Annotated in this window: 24 protein-coding genes and 1 tRNA gene; 2 read left to right on the top strand and 23 right to left on the bottom strand. The window is 68.9% G+C overall.

Going from position 1 to position 19,969, the window contains the following annotated elements:
• The first annotated feature begins 305 nt into the window (after positions 1–305).
• Positions 306–548, top strand: a complete 243-nt coding sequence (locus ACW5E8_RS08990; protein ID WP_456965106.1) for a hypothetical protein — start codon at positions 306–308, stop codon at positions 546–548.
• Here the strand turns inward: ACW5E8_RS08990 and ACW5E8_RS08985 are convergent.
• Positions 536–611 (bottom strand) — tRNA-Lys (locus tag ACW5E8_RS08985). The genes ACW5E8_RS08990 and ACW5E8_RS08985 overlap by 13 nt on opposite strands.
• A gap of 94 nt (positions 612–705) precedes the next feature.
• Here ACW5E8_RS08985 and ACW5E8_RS08980 point away from each other — a divergent pair.
• On the top strand, positions 706–1,227 hold the full coding sequence (locus ACW5E8_RS08980) for a group III truncated hemoglobin (RefSeq protein ID WP_456965105.1): 522 nt from the start codon (positions 706–708) through the stop codon (positions 1,225–1,227).
• Here ACW5E8_RS08980 and queC read toward each other — a convergent pair.
• The 22 genes from queC to ACW5E8_RS08870 form a co-directional block, all read right to left on the bottom strand.
• Positions 1,215–1,883 carry a 7-cyano-7-deazaguanine synthase QueC gene (gene queC, locus ACW5E8_RS08975; RefSeq protein ID WP_456965104.1) on the bottom strand — a complete coding sequence of 223 codons (669 nt, stop codon included), beginning with the start codon at positions 1,881–1,883 and terminating at the stop codon, positions 1,215–1,217. The genes ACW5E8_RS08980 and queC overlap by 13 nt on opposite strands.
• Positions 1,884–1,920: 37 nt before the next feature.
• On the bottom strand, positions 1,921–2,607 hold the full coding sequence (gene queE, locus ACW5E8_RS08970) for a 7-carboxy-7-deazaguanine synthase QueE (RefSeq protein WP_456965102.1): 687 nt from the start codon (positions 2,605–2,607) through the stop codon (positions 1,921–1,923).
• Positions 2,608–2,658: 51 nt separating this feature from the next.
• Entirely contained in the window at positions 2,659–3,492 is an 834-nt protein-coding gene (gene ybgF / locus ACW5E8_RS08965) for a tol-pal system protein YbgF (protein WP_456965101.1), read from the bottom strand.
• 91 nt (positions 3,493–3,583) lie between these two features.
• The gene (gene pal, locus ACW5E8_RS08960; RefSeq protein WP_456965100.1) at positions 3,584–4,096 is read right to left on the bottom strand and encodes a peptidoglycan-associated lipoprotein Pal; all 513 of its coding nucleotides are present in this window, start codon (positions 4,094–4,096) and stop codon (positions 3,584–3,586) included.
• Between the two features lie 67 nt (positions 4,097–4,163).
• Positions 4,164–5,504 carry a Tol-Pal system beta propeller repeat protein TolB gene (tolB, locus tag ACW5E8_RS08955; RefSeq protein WP_456965099.1) on the bottom strand — a complete coding sequence of 447 codons (1,341 nt, stop codon included), beginning with the start codon at positions 5,502–5,504 and terminating at the stop codon, positions 4,164–4,166.
• Positions 5,505–5,622: 118 nt separating this feature from the next.
• Positions 5,623–6,576, bottom strand: a complete 954-nt coding sequence (locus tag ACW5E8_RS08950; RefSeq protein WP_456965098.1) for a TonB C-terminal domain-containing protein — start codon at positions 6,574–6,576, stop codon at positions 5,623–5,625.
• A complete protein-coding gene (gene tolR, locus ACW5E8_RS08945; RefSeq protein ID WP_456965097.1) occupies positions 6,577–7,011 on the bottom strand; it encodes a protein TolR in 435 nt (144 codons plus the stop codon).
• A gap of 3 nt (positions 7,012–7,014) precedes the next feature.
• Entirely contained in the window at positions 7,015–7,818 is an 804-nt protein-coding gene (gene tolQ, locus ACW5E8_RS08940; protein WP_456965096.1) for a protein TolQ, read from the bottom strand.
• A complete protein-coding gene (ybgC, locus tag ACW5E8_RS08935; RefSeq protein ID WP_456965095.1) occupies positions 7,815–8,240 on the bottom strand; it encodes a tol-pal system-associated acyl-CoA thioesterase in 426 nt (141 codons plus the stop codon). Before ybgC ends, tolQ begins: the two co-directional genes overlap by 4 nt.
• Before the next feature lie 40 nt (positions 8,241–8,280).
• Positions 8,281–9,303, bottom strand: coding sequence for a Holliday junction branch migration DNA helicase RuvB (gene ruvB, locus ACW5E8_RS08930; protein ID WP_456965094.1), 1,023 nt, complete (start codon positions 9,301–9,303; stop codon positions 8,281–8,283).
• A gap of 103 nt (positions 9,304–9,406) precedes the next feature.
• Complete coding sequence (locus ACW5E8_RS08925; RefSeq protein ID WP_456965092.1) at positions 9,407–10,045, bottom strand: cytochrome c3 family protein; 639 nt, start codon at positions 10,043–10,045, stop codon at positions 9,407–9,409.
• Positions 10,042–10,572: a nitrate reductase cytochrome c-type subunit gene (locus ACW5E8_RS08920; RefSeq protein WP_456965091.1), complete on the bottom strand. Its 531-nt coding sequence runs from the start codon at positions 10,570–10,572 to the stop codon at positions 10,042–10,044. The genes ACW5E8_RS08925 and ACW5E8_RS08920 overlap by 4 nt, the downstream gene beginning before the upstream one ends.
• A 1-nt stretch (position 10,573) precedes the next feature.
• Positions 10,574–13,075: a periplasmic nitrate reductase subunit alpha gene (napA, locus tag ACW5E8_RS08915; protein WP_456965090.1), complete on the bottom strand. Its 2,502-nt coding sequence runs from the start codon at positions 13,073–13,075 to the stop codon at positions 10,574–10,576.
• A complete protein-coding gene (locus ACW5E8_RS08910) occupies positions 13,072–13,374 on the bottom strand; it encodes a chaperone NapD (RefSeq protein ID WP_456965089.1) in 303 nt (100 codons plus the stop codon). The genes napA and ACW5E8_RS08910 overlap by 4 nt, the downstream gene beginning before the upstream one ends.
• Positions 13,364–13,885 carry a ferredoxin-type protein NapF gene (napF, locus tag ACW5E8_RS08905; protein WP_456965088.1) on the bottom strand — a complete coding sequence of 174 codons (522 nt, stop codon included), beginning with the start codon at positions 13,883–13,885 and terminating at the stop codon, positions 13,364–13,366. Before napF ends, ACW5E8_RS08910 begins: the two co-directional genes overlap by 11 nt.
• A 14-nt stretch (positions 13,886–13,899) precedes the next feature.
• Positions 13,900–14,058, bottom strand: a complete 159-nt coding sequence (gene napE, locus ACW5E8_RS08900; protein WP_456965087.1) for a periplasmic nitrate reductase, NapE protein — start codon at positions 14,056–14,058, stop codon at positions 13,900–13,902.
• Between the two features lie 98 nt (positions 14,059–14,156).
• The gene (locus ACW5E8_RS08895; protein WP_456965086.1) at positions 14,157–15,149 is read right to left on the bottom strand and encodes an LLM class flavin-dependent oxidoreductase; all 993 of its coding nucleotides are present in this window, start codon (positions 15,147–15,149) and stop codon (positions 14,157–14,159) included.
• Between the two features lie 108 nt (positions 15,150–15,257).
• A complete protein-coding gene (locus ACW5E8_RS08890) occupies positions 15,258–17,234 on the bottom strand; it encodes a potassium transporter Kup (RefSeq protein ID WP_456965085.1) in 1,977 nt (658 codons plus the stop codon).
• Positions 17,235–17,256: 22 nt separating this feature from the next.
• The gene (gene ruvA, locus ACW5E8_RS08885; RefSeq protein WP_456965084.1) at positions 17,257–17,847 is read right to left on the bottom strand and encodes a Holliday junction branch migration protein RuvA; all 591 of its coding nucleotides are present in this window, start codon (positions 17,845–17,847) and stop codon (positions 17,257–17,259) included.
• Positions 17,844–18,380 carry a crossover junction endodeoxyribonuclease RuvC gene (gene ruvC, locus ACW5E8_RS08880; protein WP_456965083.1) on the bottom strand — a complete coding sequence of 179 codons (537 nt, stop codon included), beginning with the start codon at positions 18,378–18,380 and terminating at the stop codon, positions 17,844–17,846. The genes ruvA and ruvC overlap by 4 nt, the downstream gene beginning before the upstream one ends.
• Before the next feature lie 10 nt (positions 18,381–18,390).
• The gene (locus ACW5E8_RS08875) at positions 18,391–19,122 is read right to left on the bottom strand and encodes a YebC/PmpR family DNA-binding transcriptional regulator (protein ID WP_456965082.1); all 732 of its coding nucleotides are present in this window, start codon (positions 19,120–19,122) and stop codon (positions 18,391–18,393) included.
• Positions 19,123–19,333: 211 nt separating this feature from the next.
• Positions 19,334–19,897 carry an alpha/beta fold hydrolase gene (locus ACW5E8_RS08870; RefSeq protein WP_456965081.1) on the bottom strand — a complete coding sequence of 188 codons (564 nt, stop codon included), beginning with the start codon at positions 19,895–19,897 and terminating at the stop codon, positions 19,334–19,336.
• Positions 19,898–19,969 lie beyond the last annotated feature (72 nt).

Here is a 19,969-nt window from a genome sequence, read left to right as displayed (position 1 = left end):
CTGCATTCATTTGCCGGCACGTTGGCCGCACTCATCCCTGGGGGCGGTGCCGGGCTGGTCGACATCGACCGGCAAGCCCGCGCAGACCACCCCGCCCGCTCCAGTTCCAAGAGCCCCAGGTACGTAAAATCCCCATTTGGCATGCATGAAGCGTGCCAAGCGTCACATACTTTGCGGCAGCCACTCACAATCACGAACCGCTGGAGGACCTTGGCATCAAGGTGCGCAAGCCAGCCGAGTCGCATTCATATTAACATTTCCGGTCCGGGATTGACGCAGTGCGTCATTCGTCGACCTCGAGTAGATTGACCATCACTCCGGACCAGCACGCCCTGCTGCTTCGACGGGGGGCCGGCAACGGCCTCTCGGCGCACACCTGCGAACAGCCCATCCCGGTGATGCGACTGTTCGTGGCAATGGTGGGCGGGCGCAGGCTGTGGGCGATGTACGCCATGGCGGTGGTGGCGCTGATCCTCGGCTTCGCCGAGCGCGCAAAGATGGCGGAAAACGTCGAGGCCTTGCCCGCGGCCGGGACTGGTGGGCCGTGATGGATTCGAACCATCGACCAGCGGATTAAAAGTCCGATGCTCTACCGACTGAGCTAACGGCCCCACGAGACCGCGAATTATGTCACGGCGGACCCACGGCCGCAGCGCGTGACCCGGATCAAGGCTGCATGCAGCGACACCGGCCGATACTGGGCGCATGGCCCCTTCCGACTCCCAGCCCTCGGTGACCGCCGACCTGGCACACCTGCCCGATGAAGCCGGCATCAGCCGGCTGGTCCACGCCTTCTACGCCCGCGCCCGCACCGACTGGCTGCTGGGCCCGGTCTTCGAAGCGGCCGTTGAGGACTGGAACGATCACCTCGACACGCTGGTGCGCTTCTGGTGCTCGGTGCTGCTGCGCGCCGGGAGCTATCGCGGCAATCCGATGGCGGCGCACCGGCCGCTGGGCGTGGACGACCAGCACTTCGCGCGCTGGCTCGTGCTCTGGGACGCGACCGCGCGCGAGGTGCTGCCCCGGGCCCAGGCCCGCCACGTGTTCGAGACCGCAACGCGCATCGGCCGTTCGCTCCGCATCGGCCTGGAGATCGATCCGCTGCGCCGCCTGCGCCGAGCCACGGACGAGCCGGCCTGCCTCCACCGCCGCGACGGCACCACCAGCCGCTCCGCTCCGGCACCCGTGCCCGGGGAGGGTGGCGGCCGCGATCCTCAGTCGACGTAGCGCGTGGGATCGGCCACGCCGGCGGCCGAGAATCCTTCGGCGCGCAGCGCGCAGGCATCGCAATGCCGGCAGGCACGGCCTTCGGCATCGGCGCTGTAACACGACACCGTCTGCGCGAAGTCCACGCCCAGGCGCAGGCCCTCGCGGACAATGTCCGCCTTCGACATGTGCTGCAGCGGCGCGTGCACGCGGATGCCCGCACCGTCCACGCCGGCTTTGGTCGCGAGGTTGGCCAGTCGCTCGAAAGCGTCGATGAACTCCGGACGACAGTCCGGATAGCCGGAATAGTCCACCGCGTTGACGCCGCAGAAGATGTCCGCCGCGCCCAGCACCTCGGCCCAACCCAGCGCGATCGACAGCATGATGGTGTTGCGCGCCGGCACGTAGGTCACCGGCACGCCGGCACTGCCGGGCTCGGGCACGTCGATGTCCGCGGTCAGGGCCGATCCGCCGATTGCACGCAGGTCCACGCCCACCACCTTGTGCGCGGCCGCGCCCCCCTCCGCCGCGAGCACCGCCGCCGCGTCGAGTTCGGACGTGTGCCGCTGGCCGTAGGCCACGCTCAGCGCATGCACGGAGAACCCCTGCTCGCGCGCGATGGCCAGGACGACGGCGGAATCCATGCCGCCGGAGACGAGGACGACTGCGTTCTTCAAAGCGTTTGGCTCCTGCGTGTATTGCGTCAACGGGCACTCAGCGACCCGGTTCATCGTTCCAGAGAATCTTGTGCAGCTGCATCTGGAAGCGCACCGGCAGCCGGTCGGCCACGATCCAGTCGGCCAGCTCGCGCGCATCGATCTCGGACTTGCTGGGCGAAAACAGCACGTCGCAGCGCTCCGCGATCGTATGTTCGGTTACCACGCCGCGCGCCCACTCGTAGTCCACCCGGCTGCAGATCACGAACTTCACCTGGTCGTGTGGCGTCAGCAGCGCGATGTTGCTCCAGAGGTTCCGCGCGTCCTCCCCGGAACCCGGTGTCTTGATGTCCAGTACGCGCGAGACGCGGGGGTCGACCTCGCCGATGTCCAGCGCGCCCGACGTCTCCAGCGATACCGCGTAGCCGGCGTCGCACAGCCGGCGCAGCAGGCCGATGCAGCGCTTCTGCGCCAGCGGCTCGCCGCCGGTCACGCAGACATGGCGTACGCCGTGGCCGGCCACCTGCTCGAGGACGGCATCGACGTCATGCCACTCACCGCCGTGGAAGGCATAGGCCGTGTCGCAATAGCGGCAGCGCAGCGGGCATCCGGTCAGGCGGACGAAGACCGTCGGCCAGCCGGCGTCGCGCGCCTCACCCTGGAGCGACAGGAAAATCTCGGTGATGCGAAGCCGGTCCGGGGCCGCGGCAGGCGCCGCGCCGGACCCGACGGTGGGGGTATCCATGGCGTTTATTGTAACGCGCGTCCCGTGCCGGCCCGCTGCGCGGGCGCCGGTTCAGCGCAGGCTGTTGAGCTGGATCGAGCGCAGGCGGTCGTCGGCGGTACGGGCGGCGTCGGTGCCCGGGTACTGCTCGGTGACGCGGGCCAGCGTGGCCTCGGCGGCGACCAGGTCGCGCTGCCCGTACTGCGACAGGCCGACCTTCAGCAGCGCGCCCGGCGCCTTGTCGTGGGTGGGCCAGCGCTGGAGGATGGCCTGGAACTGCGCCTGCGCGGCGGCGTAATCCTGGGTAACGTAGTAGCTCTCGCCCAGCCAGTACGTGGCGTTGGGCGCGTAGGAACCCGTGGGGTACAGGCGCAGGAACTCGCTGAAGAGGCCGGCCGCTTCCGCGTACTGGCCGGCGCGAAGCGCGGCAAAGGCGGCTTCGTAGGCGCCGCGCTCGTCGGCGGTGTTGGCCAGCAGGCCCGCATCGCCGAAGACGATCGGGGCGCTTTCGGCAGGCGCGGGACGCGTCGGTGCCGGGGCTGCACCTGCGGGCGCAGCCGCGGGGGCCGCGCCGGCCGCCTGGGCGCCGGGATCCACCGCGCCGCCGCTTTCCAGCCTGTTCAGGCGGTCATCGGCGTCGAGGTACTGGTTGCGGATGGTGGTTTCCAGCGTGCTGTTCTGCTGCTGGAGCTCCTCGACCTGGCCACGCAGGGCGCGAAGCTCTTCGCGCAGCGCGGTGATCTGGTTGAGGAGGTCGATGTTGCCCTGGTTGTTCGAGGCCTGCGCTTCAAGCGCAGCCACGCGCTCTCCCAGGCTGGCGCGCTGGGCAGCAGCCGGCGGCGCCACCAGGGCGGCCGAGATGGCGGTAGCGAAGACGAGGCTGGTCAGGAAATGGCTGCGGGTCATGGCGTGGGCATCGGTTTTCGGACACTGGAAAGACAATCGGCAGCTGGCGGGGTTCCCCGCCAGCTGCCGACGTGCTGCTTACATCGCCGGATCAGCGGGCGGTGTAGGTGATCTCGACGCGACGGTTCTGCGCCCAGCAATCCTCGCTCGAGGCGGTGCAGGTCGGGCGCTCTTCGCCGTAGCTGGTCACCGTCTGCTGGCCGGCCGAACCACCGTTGGCCTGCAGCGCGGACGACACGCCGTTGCCGCGACGCTCGCCGAGGCCCAGGTTGTAGTCGCGGCTGCCGCGCTCGTCGGCGTGGCCTTCGAGGGTGATGCGGGCCGAAGGACGGTCACGCAGGTACTTGGCGTGGCAGGCCATCGCGGCCTGGAACTCCGGACGCACCGACTCCTGGTCGAAGTCGAAGTAGATCGTGCGCTGGCGCAGGCACGCGTCGCTGTCCAGGTCCTCGGGGCCGTAGGCGCCCGGGGTGGTGGCCGGCTGCGTGGTGGTGGGGGTGGTCGGGGTGGTGTCGACCGGTGCCTCTTCCTTGACCTTCTTGGAGCAGGCAAGGGCGGCGGTGCAGAGCAGAGCCGTGAGCAGTACGCGAACAGGGGTATTCATCTCGTCGATCCTTATGCAGGGTTTGGCACAGTGAATTCACATTGCTGTATCGGCCGTGCACGCGGCGTCATCGTTCGCGATAGGGCCCCCAGGCCGGCTCGCGGACGTTGCCGTCGGCAAGGACCAGCCGCTGGCGGACGCGCCCGTCGGCGGAAACGGCATACAGGACTCCCCTGGTGCCCTCCCTGCCCGCGTACAGGACCATGCTGGCGTTCGGGGCGAAACTCGGCGACTCGTCGAGCGACCCCGGCGACAACGTGGACCAGCGCGGTGTCCCGAGGCTGCGGTCCAGCAATGCAATACGGTATACGTTTCCTGAACCTTGTGCCACGGCGATCTTCGTGTCGTCGAACGACACCGTCGGACTGGCGTTGTACGTCCCCTGGAACGTCACCCGCGTGGCGCTGCCGCCGGTGGCCGGCACCTGGTAGACCTGGGGCCGCCCGCCGCGATCGGAGGTGAAGTAGATGCTGCGGCCATCGGCGCTCCACACCGGCTCGGTATCGATGCCGATCTGGCTGGTCAGCTGGGTCAGGGCCTTGCTGCCGAGGTCCATCACGTAGATCTCGGGGCTGCCGCTGCGCGACAGGGTCAGCGCCAGCTTGCTGCCATCAGGCGAGTACGCCGGCGAACTGTTGATGCCGCGGAAGCTGGCCACGCGCTCGCGGGCGCCGGTGCCGAGGTCCTGGATGTAGATCGCGGAATTGCTGTTGTGCTCGAAGGAGACGTAGGCCAGCTTGCGGCCGTCCGGGCTCCAGTCGGGCGACATCAGCGGCTCGGTCGAACGCACCACCACCTGCGGGTTGTGGCCGTCGGCGTCGGCGACCATCAGCGCGTAGTTGATGTTCTCGCCGGTGCCGGTCGAGGTGACATAGGCGATGCGGGTCCAGAACGCGCCGCGCACGCCCAGAATCTTTTCGTAGATCGCGTCGGCGATCTGGTGGCCGACGTCGCGCATGGCGTTGGCGCGACCGGTCATGGCGACGCCGAGCATGCGCTCCTGCTTGGCAACGTCGAACAGCTCGTACTCCACGCGGTAGGCACCGCCCCCGGCGTCGACCACGCGGCCGACCACGAGGAATTCCTGCTTCAGCATCCGCCAGGTGGCGTAGTTGACCTCGCCGCCGCGGGTGGGCCGCTCGACCATGTCCTGCTCGGGCAGGCCACGGAACTGGCCGGAACGCGCGAGGTCCTCGCGCACCACGCGGGCCACGTCGGTCTCCGGGGCCACGCCGCTGCCCTGGTAGGGCATGGGCACCACCGCGATCGGCAGTGCCTGGGCATTGCCACCGACGATGTCGATCTCGAGGCCGCCCTGCTGCGCGCTGGCGGCAAACGGAAGAAGCAGTGCAAGGCAGGCGATGAGCCACGCGCGCGTGGTCGCCAACCGGCGTTGGATTCGGGTCATACCGGGCTCCGGGGGTGGACTCTGCAAGGGTGACAGGATGGCCGTGAAGGTGCTCACAAGGATGAATGGTTTCCCAAACCGCGACCGGTCGCCCGACGCGGCCCCCGGAGGGCGGGCGTCAACGGTCCTCGGCCCTGAAATTCAGGTTCAAGGTGCGGTTGAACACGCTTTCGAAGCCGGCATAGGGCAGCGGCTCGGCCTTGCGCACCGCCGCTTCCACCGACCGGCGGCCAAGATCGTCGTACGGGCATGAGGCCGAGAACTCGACCTTCACCACCGTGCCCCCGCGCACCTGGGTGATCGTCATCCGGCACTGCTGCCCCAGCGGCACGTTGTCGGGACGGGTCCAGTTGCGCAGGATCGCTTCCTGGATCGCGGACGCGTAGCGGGTGGACAGGCCGTCATCCGTGCCGGCGTTGCCCGGCGGCGGAGGCGCGCCGGTGGCCTGGTCGGAAGCCTCCTCTGCCCTGCTCTGCGCGATCCTTTCGAGGCGGCGCTCGGCTTCCTCCGCCTCGCGCCGCGCCTGCTCCTGCGCCCGGCGCAGGTCGGCGAGTTTCTGTTCGGTCTGGCGACGCTTCTGCTCGGCCTCCTCCTGCCGCTTGCGCTCGGTGAGGTCGATCTGCTCCTGGCGGCGGCGCTCTTCCTGCTCCCGCTCGGCGGTTTCGCGCGCGATGGCGTCGCGACGCGCTTCGTCCTGCTCGACCACGTCGGGCTCGGGCACCTGCACCTGGGGCGTCGGCTGCGGCTCGATCGGCGCGTCTTCCGGCAATGGCACCGGGATCGGCTGCGGCTCGGGCGCCGCCTCTTCCACCACTTCGGGCTGGGGGTCGGGTTCGGGAGCAGGTTCAGGCGTGGGCGGCAACGGCTCGGGACGCTCGCTCAGGCTGCGCCGCATCGACGCCGACAGGCTGCTGGCGTCCACGAGCTCGGCGCTGATCGGCGAACCGGCGGCCGAGGGCGGAGTCGCGCTCCGCGTCCACCACATGCCCACGAACATCAGCGCGATCAGCGCGATGTGGAGCAGCAGGGCCAGCACCACGGCTTGCGCGGTATCGGCGCGGCTGTCGCGCATCTAGCGGCCCGCCTCGACCGGCCTGCTGATCAGGCTGACGCGCGTGATGCCGGCTTCGTTGACCGCATCCAGCGCGCGCATGATCTGCTGGTAGCTGGCGGCGCCATCGCCGTTGATGAGCACGGCCGCGCCCGGGTTCTGGTTGTTGATCGCGCGCAGGCGGACCAGCAGGTCGTCCGGCGTCACCGACTGGTTGTCCCCCTCCATCATCAGCGCCAGGGCGCCATCGGCATACACGCTGATCACCAGCGGATCCTCGGGGGCCTCCAGCGAACGCGCGTTGGAGTCCGGGAGGTTGATGTCGGTACCGAGGTTCATCAGCGGCGCGGTCACCATGAAGATGATCAGCAGCACGAGCATCACGTCGATGTAGGGCACGACGTTGATCTCGTTCTTCAGCTGGCGGCGCTTGCCGCGACGGGTACGCACGGCCATGGATCAGTCCTCGCCGGCCGAGGACTGGCGCTCCAGGATCGAGGAGAACTCCTCGGAGAAGGCGTCATAGCGGCCGGCCACGCGCTCGACCTTGGTCGCGAAGCGGTTGTAGGCCCACACCGCCGGGATCGCCGCGAACAGGCCCATGGCGGTCGCGATCAGCGCTTCGGAAATACCGGGAGCGACGCTGGCGATGGTGGCCTGCTTGACGTTCGCCAGGCCCTGGAAGGCGATCATGATTCCCCACACGGTGCCCAGCAGGCCCACGTAGGGCGCGATCGAGCCGACGTTGGCGAGGAATTCGAGGTTGTGCTCCAGACCGTCAAGTTCGCGCGAGCTGGCGACGCGCATGCCGCGCTGTGCGCCCTCGAGCTGGGCCCGGCCATCGCCGCCGCGACGCTGGCGGCCGCGGCTGTATTCGCGGAAGCCGGCCTCGAAGATCGACTCCAGGCCTTCGACGTCGCGGTTGCGCTCGCTCGCGGCGGCGTAGAGCTTGCCGAGGTCGGCGCCGGACCAGAAACGCTCCTCGAAGCGGTCGGCTTCCTTCTCGGCACGGTCGAGCATGCGCTTCTTGCGGAAGATGATCACCCACGAGGCGATCGAGGCGAACAACAGCAACAGCATCACCAACTGCACCGGCAGCGATGCGTGCAGGACCAGGTGCAGGAGGTCGAGTTCGCCGCCGGTCACCGGCGCCGCGGCGGCCTGGTTCGCGGCATCGGCGGCCAGGGCGACGGCGTCCGCCGGCGCGTCCTCGGGCAAGGGTTCCACGCTGCTCACCTGCATCAGGATGGCCGTTGCACTCATCGATGTTGCTCCACGTTCGATTCCAGGGATTTGAGTTGTCCGTACAGCACGTCGGGCAGCGCGCGCGGCCGGAAGCTGCGGGTATCCAGCGCCGCCACCCGGACCCGCGCCGAGGCCAGCACGTCGCCGCCATGCAGGACCTCCTGCACGAACTCCAGGCTGACCCGACGCACGCGCGCCAGCGCCACGGTGACCTCGAGCGCGTCGTCCAGGCGTGCAGGCCGGCGGAAGTCGAGCTGCATGTCGCGAACCGCGAACACCAGGTCGAGCCCGTCGATCAGGGCCTGCTGCCCGTAGCCGAGGCTGCGCATCCATTCGCTGCGCGCGCGTTCGAGAAAAGCCACGTACCGGGCGTGGTAGACCACGCCACCGGCGTCGGTATCTTCCCAGTAGACGCGGGTCGGAAGGCTGAACAAAGGCATTACGAGGTGCTCAAGGCGGCTGGATGCAGGGTGGTTGTGTTCAGAACAGGGCGTCCGCGGCGGATCCGCGCGGCTGCAGCCCCAAGTGGCGCCAGGCCTTGTTGGTGGCCATGCGCCCGCGCGCGGTGCGCACCAGGAAACCCTGCTGGATCAGGTAGGGCTCGATCACGTCCTCGAGCGTGCCGCGCTCCTCGCTCAGCGCCGCGGCCAGCGACTCCACGCCCACCGGGCCGCCGTCGAAGTTCTCGATGATCAGGTTGAGCAGGCGCCGGTCGAGGTCGTCGAAGCCTTCCGGATCGACCTTCAGCATCTGCATCGCCGCGGCGGCCACGTCGCTGTCGATGCGGCCCTCCGCGCGCACCTGGGCGTAGTCGCGTACCCGGCGCAGCAGGCGGTTTGCGATGCGCGGGGTGCCGCGGGCGCGGCGCGCGATCTCGTCGGCGCCCTCGGGTACGCAGTCGATGCCGAGGATCTGCGCCGAGCGCCGCACGATCCGGGTCAATTCTTCGGCGCTGTAGAACTCCAGCCGCTGGACGATGCCGAAGCGGTCGCGTAGCGGCGCGGTCAGCAGGCCCGCGCGGGTGGTGGCTCCGATCAGCGTGAACGGCGGCAGGTCGAGCTTGATCGAGCGCGCGGCCGGGCCCTCGCCGATCATGATGTCGATCTGGAAGTCCTCCATCGCCGGGTACAGCACCTCTTCCACGACCGGCGAAAGACGGTGGATCTCGTCGATGAAGAGCACGTCGTGCGGCTGCAGGTTGGTGAGCAGCGCCGCCAGGTCGCCGGCCTTCTCGATCACCGGGCCCGAGGTCGTGCGCAGGTTGACGCCGAGCTCGTTGGCGATGACGTGGGAGAGCGTGGTCTTGCCCAGGCCCGGGGGGCCGAAGATGAGCACGTGGTCCATCGCCTCGCCGCGGCGCTTGGCCGCCTCGATGTAGATCGACAGCTGCTCGCGCACCGGCTGCTGGCCCAGGTAATCGTCCAGCCGCTGGGGCCGGATCGAGGCCTCGATGGCGGCGTCTTCGCGGGTGGCGCCGGGGCCGATGATGCGGTCTTCAGTCATGCGCCCATGTTCGCATGCCGCCACCTGTGGGAGCGGCTAGAGCCGCGATCGCCTTCGCCGCCGCTCCCATCGCGGCTATAGCCGCTCCCACAGGTGGTCGCGGTCAGTGGGGGGATGGCAGGGACTGGGCGGCCTGCACGCCCTGCGGCACGCCTGTCATGTCGGGCAGCTTGTGCGCGATGCCCTTGTGGCAGTCGATGCAGGTCGCTTCGCCCGTGGCCAGGTAGTTGCGATGGATGAAGGCCGCGCGGCTGGCCTGGCGGGTCAGGTCCATCGAGTCGTAGTCGTGGCAGTTGCGGCACTCCAGCGAGTCGTTGGCCTTCAGTCGCGCCCATTCGTGCTGGGCCAGCTCCAGGCGCTTGTCGAGGAACTTCTCGCGGGTGTCGATGGTGCGGAAGATCTTGCCCCAGACCTCCTTCGAGGCCTGCATCTTGCGGCCCATCTTGTCGGTCCAGTCGTGCGGCACGTGGCAGTCCGGGCAGGTCGCGCGCACGCCGGAGCGGTTCGTGTAGTGGATGGTGCTCTTCAGCTCCTCGAAGACGTTGTTGTCCATCTCGTGGCAGCTGACGCAGAAGACCTCGGTATTGGTCGCTTCCAGCGCGGTATTGAAACCACCCCAGAACACGATCCCGGCAATGAAGCCGCCGAGCGTCAGGAAGCCCAGGCTCAGGTGCTTTGCCGGTCGGCTGAACTGTCCCCAGAAGCCCGCCACCATGTCGCGCGCGCACCGGACCAGCCTCATTGCGCGCGCTCCGAGCGCAGCACTTCATCGATGTCCATGAAGCCGTTGGCGACCAGCGGCTGCGCGTCGGTCTGCACCACGTGGCACTGCACGCAGAAGTAGCGCCGCGGCGAGACCTCGGCCAGGAACTGGTCGTCGCGGTCCATGTAGTGGGTGACGCTGACCGGCGGCGCCTGGAACTGCGCTGCCGTGCCGCGGGCATGGCAGAGCATGCAGCGGTTGGAGTTGAGGTCGACCTGGTAGCCATCGATCGAATGCGGGATGGTCGGCGGCTGCATCGGGTAGGCGCGCCCGCGGGTGCGGTCGAAGTTCTCCACCCGTGCCATCGGCAGCGGCGTGATCTCGACGTCGACCGGCACGTGGCGGCGCATCCCGTCGAGCTCCTGCGCGGGATTGCCGCGGGCGCTGATCGGCGGTGCCGGCGGCTTGATCTCGGGCCCGGCATCGCGGTCGCCGCAAGCGGCAAGCGGCAGCGCCAACACCAGGCCGGCAATGAGGCACAGGACAGGCTTCAGCAGATGGCGCATGTCAGGCTCCCACCGCGACGACCTTGGCCGCGCATTTCTTGAAGTCGGTCTGCTTGGAGATCGGGTCGGTCGCGTCCAGCGTGACCTTGTTGATCAACTGGGCGGCATCGAACCAGGGCACGAAGATCAGGCCGCGAGGCATGCGGTTGCGGCCGCGGGTCTCGACCCGGGTGCGCATCGCACCGCGGCGCGAGGCCACTTCCACCTCATCGCCGCGCTTGAGCCCGCGAGCGCGCGCGTCGTCGGGATGCATGAACACGACGGCCGAGGGTACCGCCTTGTACAGCTCCGGAACGCGCATGGTCATCGAACCCGAATGCCAGTGCTCGAGCACGCGGCCGGTGACCAGCCACATGTCGTATTCGTCGTCGGGCGACTCCGCCGGCGGTTCGTAGGGCAGCGCCCAGATCACCGCCTTGCCGTCGGGGTTGCCGTAGAACTCGAAGCCGGTGCCGGGCTTCACGTAGGGATCGGCGCCCTCGCGGTAACGCCAGCGGGTTTCCTTGCCGTCCACGACGGGCCAGCGCAGGCCGCGTTCCTGGTGGTAGCGATCGAAGGGCGCCAGGTCATGGGCGTGGCCGCGGCCGAACTCGGCGTACTCCTCGAACAGGCCCTTCTGCACATAGAAGCCGAAGGCCTCGGCCTCGTCGTTGGCATAGCCTTCCTCGATCTCGTCCACGCCGAACGCGTCGACCTTGCCGTTGCGGTACAGCACGTCGTACAGCGACTTGCCGCGGAACTCCGGGTTGGCGGCCAGGATGTCCTCCGGCCAGCACTCGTCGGTGGTGAAGCGCTTGGAGAACTCCATCAGCTGCCACAGGTCGGACCGCGCCTCGCCGGGCGCATCCACCAGCTGGTGCCAGAAATGCGTGCGGCGTTCGGCGTTGCCGTAGGCACCCTCCTTCTCCACCCACATCGCCGTGGGCAGGACCAGGTCCGCCGCCTGGCAGGTGACCGTCGGATAGGCGTCGGACACGACGATGAAGTTGTCGGGATTGCGGTAGCCCGGCCAGCCTTCTTCCAGGATGTTGGCGCCGGCCTGCATGTTGTTGTTGACCTGCACCCAGTAGGCGTTGAGCAGGCCGTCCTTCAGCGCGCGGTTCTGTTCGACCGCGTGGTAGCCGATCTTTTCCTTGATGATCCCGCGCGGGATCTTCCAGATGTCCTCGGCCATCGCGCGGTGTTCGGGATTGGTCACCACCATGTCCGCCGGCAGCCGGTGGCTGAAGGTGCCGACCTCGCGCGCGGTGCCGCAGGCCGAGGGCTGTCCGGTCAGCGAAAACGGGCTGTTGCCGGGCGTCGCGATCTTCCCCGTCAGCAGGTGGATGTTGTAGACCATGTTGTTGGCCCACGTGCCGCGCGTGTGCTGGTTGAAGCCCATGGTCCAGAACGACATCACCTTGACCTTCGGGTCGGCGTACAGCTCGGCCAGCTTCTCCAGCCAGCCGCGCTCGACGCCGCTCATCTCCACGGCCTTGTCCAGCGTGTACGGCGCGACGAATCGCGCGAATTCGTCGAAGTCGATCACCGTGCCGCCATTGGCGTCGTCGGCGTTCTTCGCCGCCATCTGCAGCGGATGCTCCGGGCGCAGGCCGTAGCCGATGTCGTCGTTGCCGCGCTTGAAGGTGGTGTGCTTGTCGACGAAATCCTTGTTGACCTTGCCCGACTGGATGATGTGGTTGGCGATGTAGTTCAGGAGCACCAGGTCGGTCTGGGGCTTGAACACCATCGGGATGTCGGCGAGGTCGAAGCTGCGGTGCTCGTAGGTCGACAGCACCGCCACCTTGACGTGCGGGTTCGACAGCCGGCGGTCGGTCACCCGGGTCCACAGGATCGGGTGCATCTCGGCCATGTTCGAGCCCCAGAGCACGAAGGCGTCGGCGGCCTCGATGTCGTCGTAGCAGCCCATCGGCTCGTCCATGCCGAAGGTGCGCATGAAGCCCGTGACCGCGGACGCCATGCAGTGCCGCGCGTTGGGATCGATGTGGTTGCTGCGGAAACCGGCCTTCATCAGCTTGTTGGCCGCATACCCTTCCCACACCGTCCACTGGCCGGAGCCGAACATGCCGATGCCCTCGCCGCCCTTGGCCTTGAGCACGGCGCGGAACTTCTCCTCCATCACGTCGAAGGCCTCGTCCCAGCTGACCGGGGTGAAGTCGCCTTCCTTGTCGTAGACGCCGTTGGTCTTGCGCAGCAGCGGCGTGGTCAGGCGGTCGGCGCCGTACATCACCTTCGACAGGAAGTAGCCCTTGACGCAGTTGAGGCCGCGGTTGACCTCGGCCTTGACGTCGCCGTGGGTTGCGACCACGCGGCCGTTGCGCACGGCGACGTTGATGCCGCAGCCGGTGCCGCAGTACCGACAGGGCGCCTTGCTCCATTTGAGACCCTTGTCGCCCTCGGCCAGCGTCTCGACGGCGGCTCCGCCGGGCACCGGCAGTCCGGCGGCGACGGCGGCGCTGGCGATGGCGCTGGTGCGGATGAACTCGCGGCGTGTGGTGCTCATCCGGCGGACTCCTGTGGATCGGATGCAAGGGCATCGCCGGGCGGCGACGACCGCTCGACGTGGTGGTAGACAAGGTTCACGGTGACCACGCCGGGCAGGGCCTGCAGCAGGTCGATGTTGGCCATCAGGCCGGCGGTGCCGTCGCTTTCCTGCACCAGCACGCTGCGCGTGTCGTCCTGCAGGGCGAGTTCAAGGCCGTCGGCGCTGGCGACGGCCTCGGCGAGCGCGGGAAGCGCTTCGGGATGGTGGCGTACGACCAGGCTGGCCAGGTGCCATTCGGGGGCTGCATCAGGTTTCAACGGACATCTCCACGGCAAGCGGCGCCAGGCTGATTGCGGTCGTGGGACAGCCCTGCACGCAGGCGCCGCAGCCGGTGCAACGGTCCGTATCCACCTGCGGTACCGGGACCGCGCGCGTGTGCGGGAAGCTGATCGCCGACTCGCCGCAGGCGTCGCGGCAGCTGGAACAGACGATGCCGCGCGCGGCGAGGCAGGCGTCGCCGACGCGGGCCCGAAGCAGCCAGGGCACATCGGTCACCGAGCCGAACGCCGATTCGCGGCAGGCAGATGCGCAGTCGCCGCAAAAGGTGCATTCGCCACGGGCCGGGTCGAACTCGGGCAGCCCGCCCTCGCCGGCCACCAGCACCGACTCCGCGCACGCGGCCACGCAGGCATTGCAGCCGGTACAGGCGTCGACGAACAGGGACTCGGCAAGCGCCCACGGCGGACGCAGCAACGGGCGCGCGCGCAGGCGGCCGTGCAGCAGGGCCCTGCGGCCGCGGTCGGGGCAGCGGTTCTCGATGGGGGCCAAGACGTTCCCCGGCCTCATGCGGTTGGCGGGCCGTTGAACATCTGCCAGATCCACACGCCAAACCCGTAGCCGCCGACGATCATCACCGACAGCAACGGGAACAGCACCACGGTGATGAACAGGAACAGGTACAGCTCCCGTCGCTTGCTCGACTCGCCTCGTTCCAAGGCCATGTCAACTCCCCTTCTGCAGGGCTGGCTTGCTTGTGCGTAGCGTAACGTGAGGGCGAGTCGAGGCCAAGCGCGAACGCGCCCGTCGATCGCTGCAGAAGTCAGTCCGCCTGTGCCGCGCAGGCGCGCGCCGCCATCGCGAACGAGGCCAGCCGCGCCTCGTGGTCGAAGATGTTGGCGGTGAGGATCAGCTCGTCGGGACGGTGGCGCGCGATGAAGTCCGCGATGCCGGCGCGCAGCGTCGCTTCGTCGCCGACCACCGAGCAGGCCAGGGCCGCGTCCACCGGCGCACGCTCCGCCGGAGTGCAATGGGCATCGATGTCGTCCACCGGCGGCGGCACCAGGCCGATGTCGCCGCGGCGCAGGCGCAGGAAGCTCTGTTGCATGGTCGTGAACAGGCGCCGCGCCTCGGCGTCGGTGCCCGCACCCACCACGTTGAGGGCAAGCATCGCGTAGGGCGCGGCAAGGCGTTCCGACGGCCGGAACTCGTGCCGGTACAGCGCCAGCGCCTGCTCCATCATCGCCGGCGCGAAATGCGAGGCGAAGGCGAAGGGCAGGCCCATCGCCGCCGCCAGGCGCGCGCTGAACTGGCTCGATCCCAGCAGCCACACCGGCACGTCCAGGCCCGGGCCCGGCACCGCCTGCACCTTCTGCCCGGGACGCACGGGGGCGAAATAGCCGAGCAGCTCGCCGACGTCGTGCGGGAACGCATCGGCACCGTCGTAATAGCGGCGCAGCGCGCGCACCGTGGCCTGGTCGGTGCCCGGCGCGCGGCCCAGGCCGAGGTCGATGCGGCCGGGATACAGCGATGCCAGCGTTCCGAACTGCTCGGCCACCTGCAGCGGCGCGTGGTTGGGCAGCATCACCCCGCCGGCGCCGACCCGGATCGTCGAGGTGCCGCCGGCGATGTGGCCGATCAGCACCGCGGTCGCCGCGCTGGCGATCCCGGGCATGTTGTGGTGCTCGGCCAGCCAGAAGCGCCGATAGCCCAGCTGCTCGGCATGGCGCGCCAGGTCGAGGCTGTTGGCGAAGGCCTGCGCCGGCGTATCGCCTTCGCAGACGGGGGCGAGATCGAGCAGGGAGTACGGAATCATGGGCGCTCTCGTGACGGTCGTTGCCAATGACATGGGGCCACGGCCACGGCTTGCCACCCCTTCGCAAGAGCCCGATGGCGAGATCTACAGCGCCGTGCTGCGCGCCTGCTAGATCTCCACCTGCGCCCCGAGTTCAACCAGGCGATTGCCCGGGATGCGGAAATAGGCGTTTGCGGGCGCCGCGTTGCGGTGCATGACCGCGAACAGCTTGTCGCGCCACACCGGCATGCCCACGTGGCGGCTCGCGACCACGGTCTCGCGGCTGACGAAATACGTGGTGTCCATCGGGTCGATGTCGAGTCCCTCGACGTCGCAGCCGCGCATCAGCGCGAGCGGCACGTCCGGGATTTCCATGAAGCCGAAGCGCACCGTCACCCGGTAGAAGCCGTCGCCGATGCCGTGCAGCTCCAGCCGCCGTTCGCGCGGGGCATAGGGCACCGACAGCGTTTCCGCGGTCAGGAACAGGTTGCGCTCGTGCAGCACCTTGTTGTGCTTGAGGTTGTGCATGAGCGCGTGTGGCACCACGCCCGGGTCGCTCGTCATGAAGATCGCGGTGCCCGGCACCCGTGCCGGCGGCGCCAGCAGCAGGCCCGAGATGAAGGTGTCCAGGCGCAGGCCGCCCGCCTGGACGCCTTCGCGCAGCAGCTCCTTTCCGCGCCGCCACGTCCGCAGCATCGTGAACAGCACGATGCCCAGCACCAGCGGGAACCATGCACCCTGCAGCACCTTCGCGCCGTTGGCGACCACGAACGCCAGGTCGATCAGCACGAAGCCAACGCAGCATGGCAGCACCCAGCGCCGCGCCTTCGGCCACAGCGCGCGGGCCACGATCGCGAGCAGCAGGGTGTCGATCAGCATCGTCATCGACACCGAGATGCCGTAGGCCGCCGCCAGCGAGGACGAGCTGCGGAAGCTCAGCACCAGCGCGATCACGATCACCGCCATCGACCAGTTGATGGCCGGAATGTAGATCTGGCCGATGGTCTCGCTGGAGGTGTGCTTGATGCGCATGCGCGGGATGTAGCCCAGCTGCATGGCCTGGCGCGCGACCGAGAAGCCGCCGGTGATCACCGCTTGCGATGCGATGACCGTGGCCGCGGTGGCCAGCACTACCATCGGCCAGCGTCCCCATTCGGGCACGCCGATGAAGAAGGGGTTGCGGATCGCGGCCGGGTCCTCGAGCACCAGCGCGCCCTGCCCCAGGTAGTTCAGCATCAGCGCCGGCAGCACGAACCAGTACCAGCCCAGCCGGATCGGCCGCGCGCCGAAGTGGCCCATGTCGGTGTAGATGGCTTCACCGCCGGTCACGGCCAGCACCACGGCGCCCAGGATGAACACCCCGCCCCAACTGTGCTCGACGAAGAAGCGCGCCGCCCAGAGCGGGTTGATCGCCTTCAGCACCTCGGGCTCGTGCAGGATGTTGAGCACGCCGAGCGCGGCGAGCGATACGAACCAGAGGATGGTGATCGGCCCGAACACGCGCCCGACCTTCTCGGTGCCGAAGCGCTGGGTCGCGAACAACACACCCAGCACCACCACGGTGATCGGAACGATCCAGTCGTCGAGCCCCGGCGCGACCACCTCCAGGCCCTCGACCGCGGACAGCACGGAGATCGCCGGCGTGATCACGCCGTCGCCGAAGAACAGCGAGGCACCGAAGACCCCGAGGATGCCGACCAGGTACACCGACTTCGAGCCCGGCTTCAGGCTGCGCTGGGCCAGGGCCATCAGCGCCATGATGCCGCCCTCGCCTTCGTTGTCGGCGCGCATGATGATGGTGACGTACTTGAAGGTCACCACCACCGTCAGCGCCCAGAAAATGAGCGACAGGATGCCGAGCACGGTGTCGTGGTTGGCGGTCAGGCCGTAGTGCGGGTTGAAGGCCTCGCGCAGCGTGTACAGCGGGCTGGTGCCGATGTCGCCGAAGACCACGCCGATCGCGCCGACCACCAGGCCGGCCAGGCCGATCCTGCCGTGGCCCGTGCCGGACTGTCCGCCACCGCCGCTGGGGTCGTGACCATGGCCATAGCTTCGGCCACGCCCGCCCTGCGATGCGTCTGCGTGCTTGGATCGACCTGCGGACATCGGTTTTCCGTACTGCGCCGTCTCAGCGAAGCGCGGACTGTAGCGCCTTTCGGATGATGGTTTCGGCGGCATCGCCCTCGGCGTGCGCCGTGCGCGCCATGCGCTGGGCCTCCGCCGGCTTGTAGCCGAGCTGCTGCAAGGCGACGGTCGCCTCCGACAGCGGATCGGCGGGCACGCCGGCGCTCGGCAGCGCCGTCGCGCCACCCATGATCGCTTCGGCGCGGTCACGCAGTTCGACCACGATGCGCTCGGCGGTCTTCTTGCCGATGCCGGGGATCCGTGTGAGCGCGGTGACGTCGCCGGCCTGCACCAGGCTGGCGAACTCCTGCACGCTGGCGCCCGACAGGATCGCCAGCGCGATCTTGGCGCCGATCCCGGTCACCCGCTGCACGTCGCGGAACAGGCGGCGCTCGGCCTCGCTCGCGAAGCCGTAGAGGGAGACCGAATCCTCCTTCTGCGCGTAGTGCGTGAACAGCGTGATTTCCCTGCCCAGCACCGGCAGCTCGTAGAAGGTGCTCATCGGCGCCTCCAGCTCGTAGCCGACGCCGTTGACGTCAAGCACGAGCCACGGCGGCGACTTGTGCGCGAGCAGGCCCCTCAGGCGACCGATCATCTGCGGCTCCAGGCCATTCTTGAATTGACACCCAGGCGCAGCGCGCTGGCGCGGACGTGGGCGTGGGTGATGGCGATCGCCAGGGCGTCGGCGGCGTCGGCCTGCAGCCGGCCCTTGAGTCCGAGCATGGCGCCGACCATGTGCTGCACCTGGGCCTTGTCCGCGCCGCCGCTGCCGACCAGCGCCAGCTTCACCTGGCGCGCGGCGTATTCGTGCACCGGCAGGTCGTGCATGACCACGGCGCAGATCGCCGCGCCGCGGGCCTGGCCGAGCTTGAGCGCGGAGTCGGCGTTCTTGGACATGAACACCTGTTCGATCGCGACCTCGTCCGGGCGGTGTTCGTCGAGCACCGCGCGCAGGCCGTCAAGCAGCCGGCGCAGGCGCTGCGGCAGGTCGCCGGGCATGGCCGCGGCTCCCGCAAGCAGGTCCAGCGGCGCGTGGTACACGTGCGTGGTGCGGCCCGTGGCGTCGACGTCGATGATGCCGACGCCGGTGCGCTGCGAGCCCGGGTCGATGCCGAGGATCCTGGTCACGTCGCCCAGCTTACGCGTAAGCGTCGTCGCCGAGCTCGGCGTTGGAGTAAACAGCCTGCACGTCGTCGATGTCTTCCAGCCAGGCCAGCAATTTCACCACCTGCTGCGCGGTCTCGCCGTCCACCGCCACGTCGTTGTCGGCGCGCATGGTGACCTCGGCGTGCTCGGCCGGTGCGCCGGCGGCGGCCATGGCGTCGCGCACGGCAGCGAAGTCCTCCGGTGTGGTCAGCACGTCGATCGCACCGTCATCGGGATAGACCACCACATCGTCGGCGCCGGCTTCGATCGCGGCGTTGGTCACTGCATCCTCGTCGGCACCGGCGCCGAAGCGCAGGATGCCCTGCTTGCGGAACATGAAGGCCACAGAGCCGTCGGTGCCGAGGTTGCCGCCGAACTTGCCGAAGGCGTGGCGCACGTCGGCCACGGTGCGGACCTTGTTGTCGGTCAGGCAGTCGACGATCACAGCGACGCCGCCGGGGGCATAGCCTTCGTAGCGGATCTCTTCGTAATCGATGCCTTCGAGTTCGCCGGTCGCTTTCTTGATGGCGCGTTCGATGACGTCCTTGGTCATGTTCGCGGAAAGTGCCTTGTCGATGCCGCTGCGCAGGCGGGGGTTGCCCCCGGGATCTCCACCGCCGGCGCGCGCGGCGACCGAGATCTCGCGGATCAGCTTGGTGAAGATCTTCCCGCGACGCGAATCTTCGGCGTTCTTGCGGGACTCGATGGAGGGACCCCTGCCCATGCCTGGCTACCTGAGTTGATTGCGACTGCCCGATTTTACCCGTTCGACAGGGCTGGACGCTGATGACGCCGTAGGCGCGCGGGGCGGCGGGCTGGTGGGTACTCCGTGGGCTGACCACGTGGTGGTCTTTATGCCCACTGCGTACCCACCAGCCCGCCTTGCTGCGCTTTCACGCAGGCCGCCGGGAAAAGCCAAAGCGAAACACGCTCCGTCAGCGTGGGAAGCGGCCGTACTGGAGGAAGCCGATCGCCTGCCGGGCGGCGTCGGCGGAGACGAGCAGTCCGCTGTGCGATGCGTCGATCACGAGGTGGTCGGACAGCCAGGGGACGTGTGTTTCGTCGACCGATACGGTGCCGTCGTGCGGACCGGCGAAGCGAGCCACCAGGGCCCCGAGGCCGCGCGGGCGGTTGCCGGCGATCATGGCGACGTCGACGTGGCCTGGGGGCGTGGTGCAGCCCGCGCGCAGCAGGGCGGCGCTGCGGCCGAGGTAGAGGGCGAGCAGGGCGTGGCGCGACAGGGTATTTGCCACGGCGCTGCCGCACAGGGGCGTGCCGAGGCAGACCACGCGCGTGACCGGCAGCGTCGGCTCGGCGCGCAGGGCCTCCAGGGCCAGGAGGCCGCCGAGGCTGTGGCCGATGACGTGGGTCGGGGGACCGTCGCGTAGCCGGTCGCGCACCTGGCGCACCGCTGCGTCCGTGCTGCCGACGATGCTGCGGTAGCCGACGATGTCGGTGTCGTATCCGGCGGCCCGCAGCCGTGATGCGAAGCGGCGCATCGCGAGCGGCGGCATCCAGAGGCCGTGGACGAGGAGGGCCCCGTGGGCTGTCGGCAGCGCTGTTTTGCGCTC

Source organism: Luteimonas sp. A649, assembly GCF_054072735.1.
Note: the sequence above shows the minus strand (reverse complement) of the source record. Positions and strands in the feature narration are given on the sequence as shown.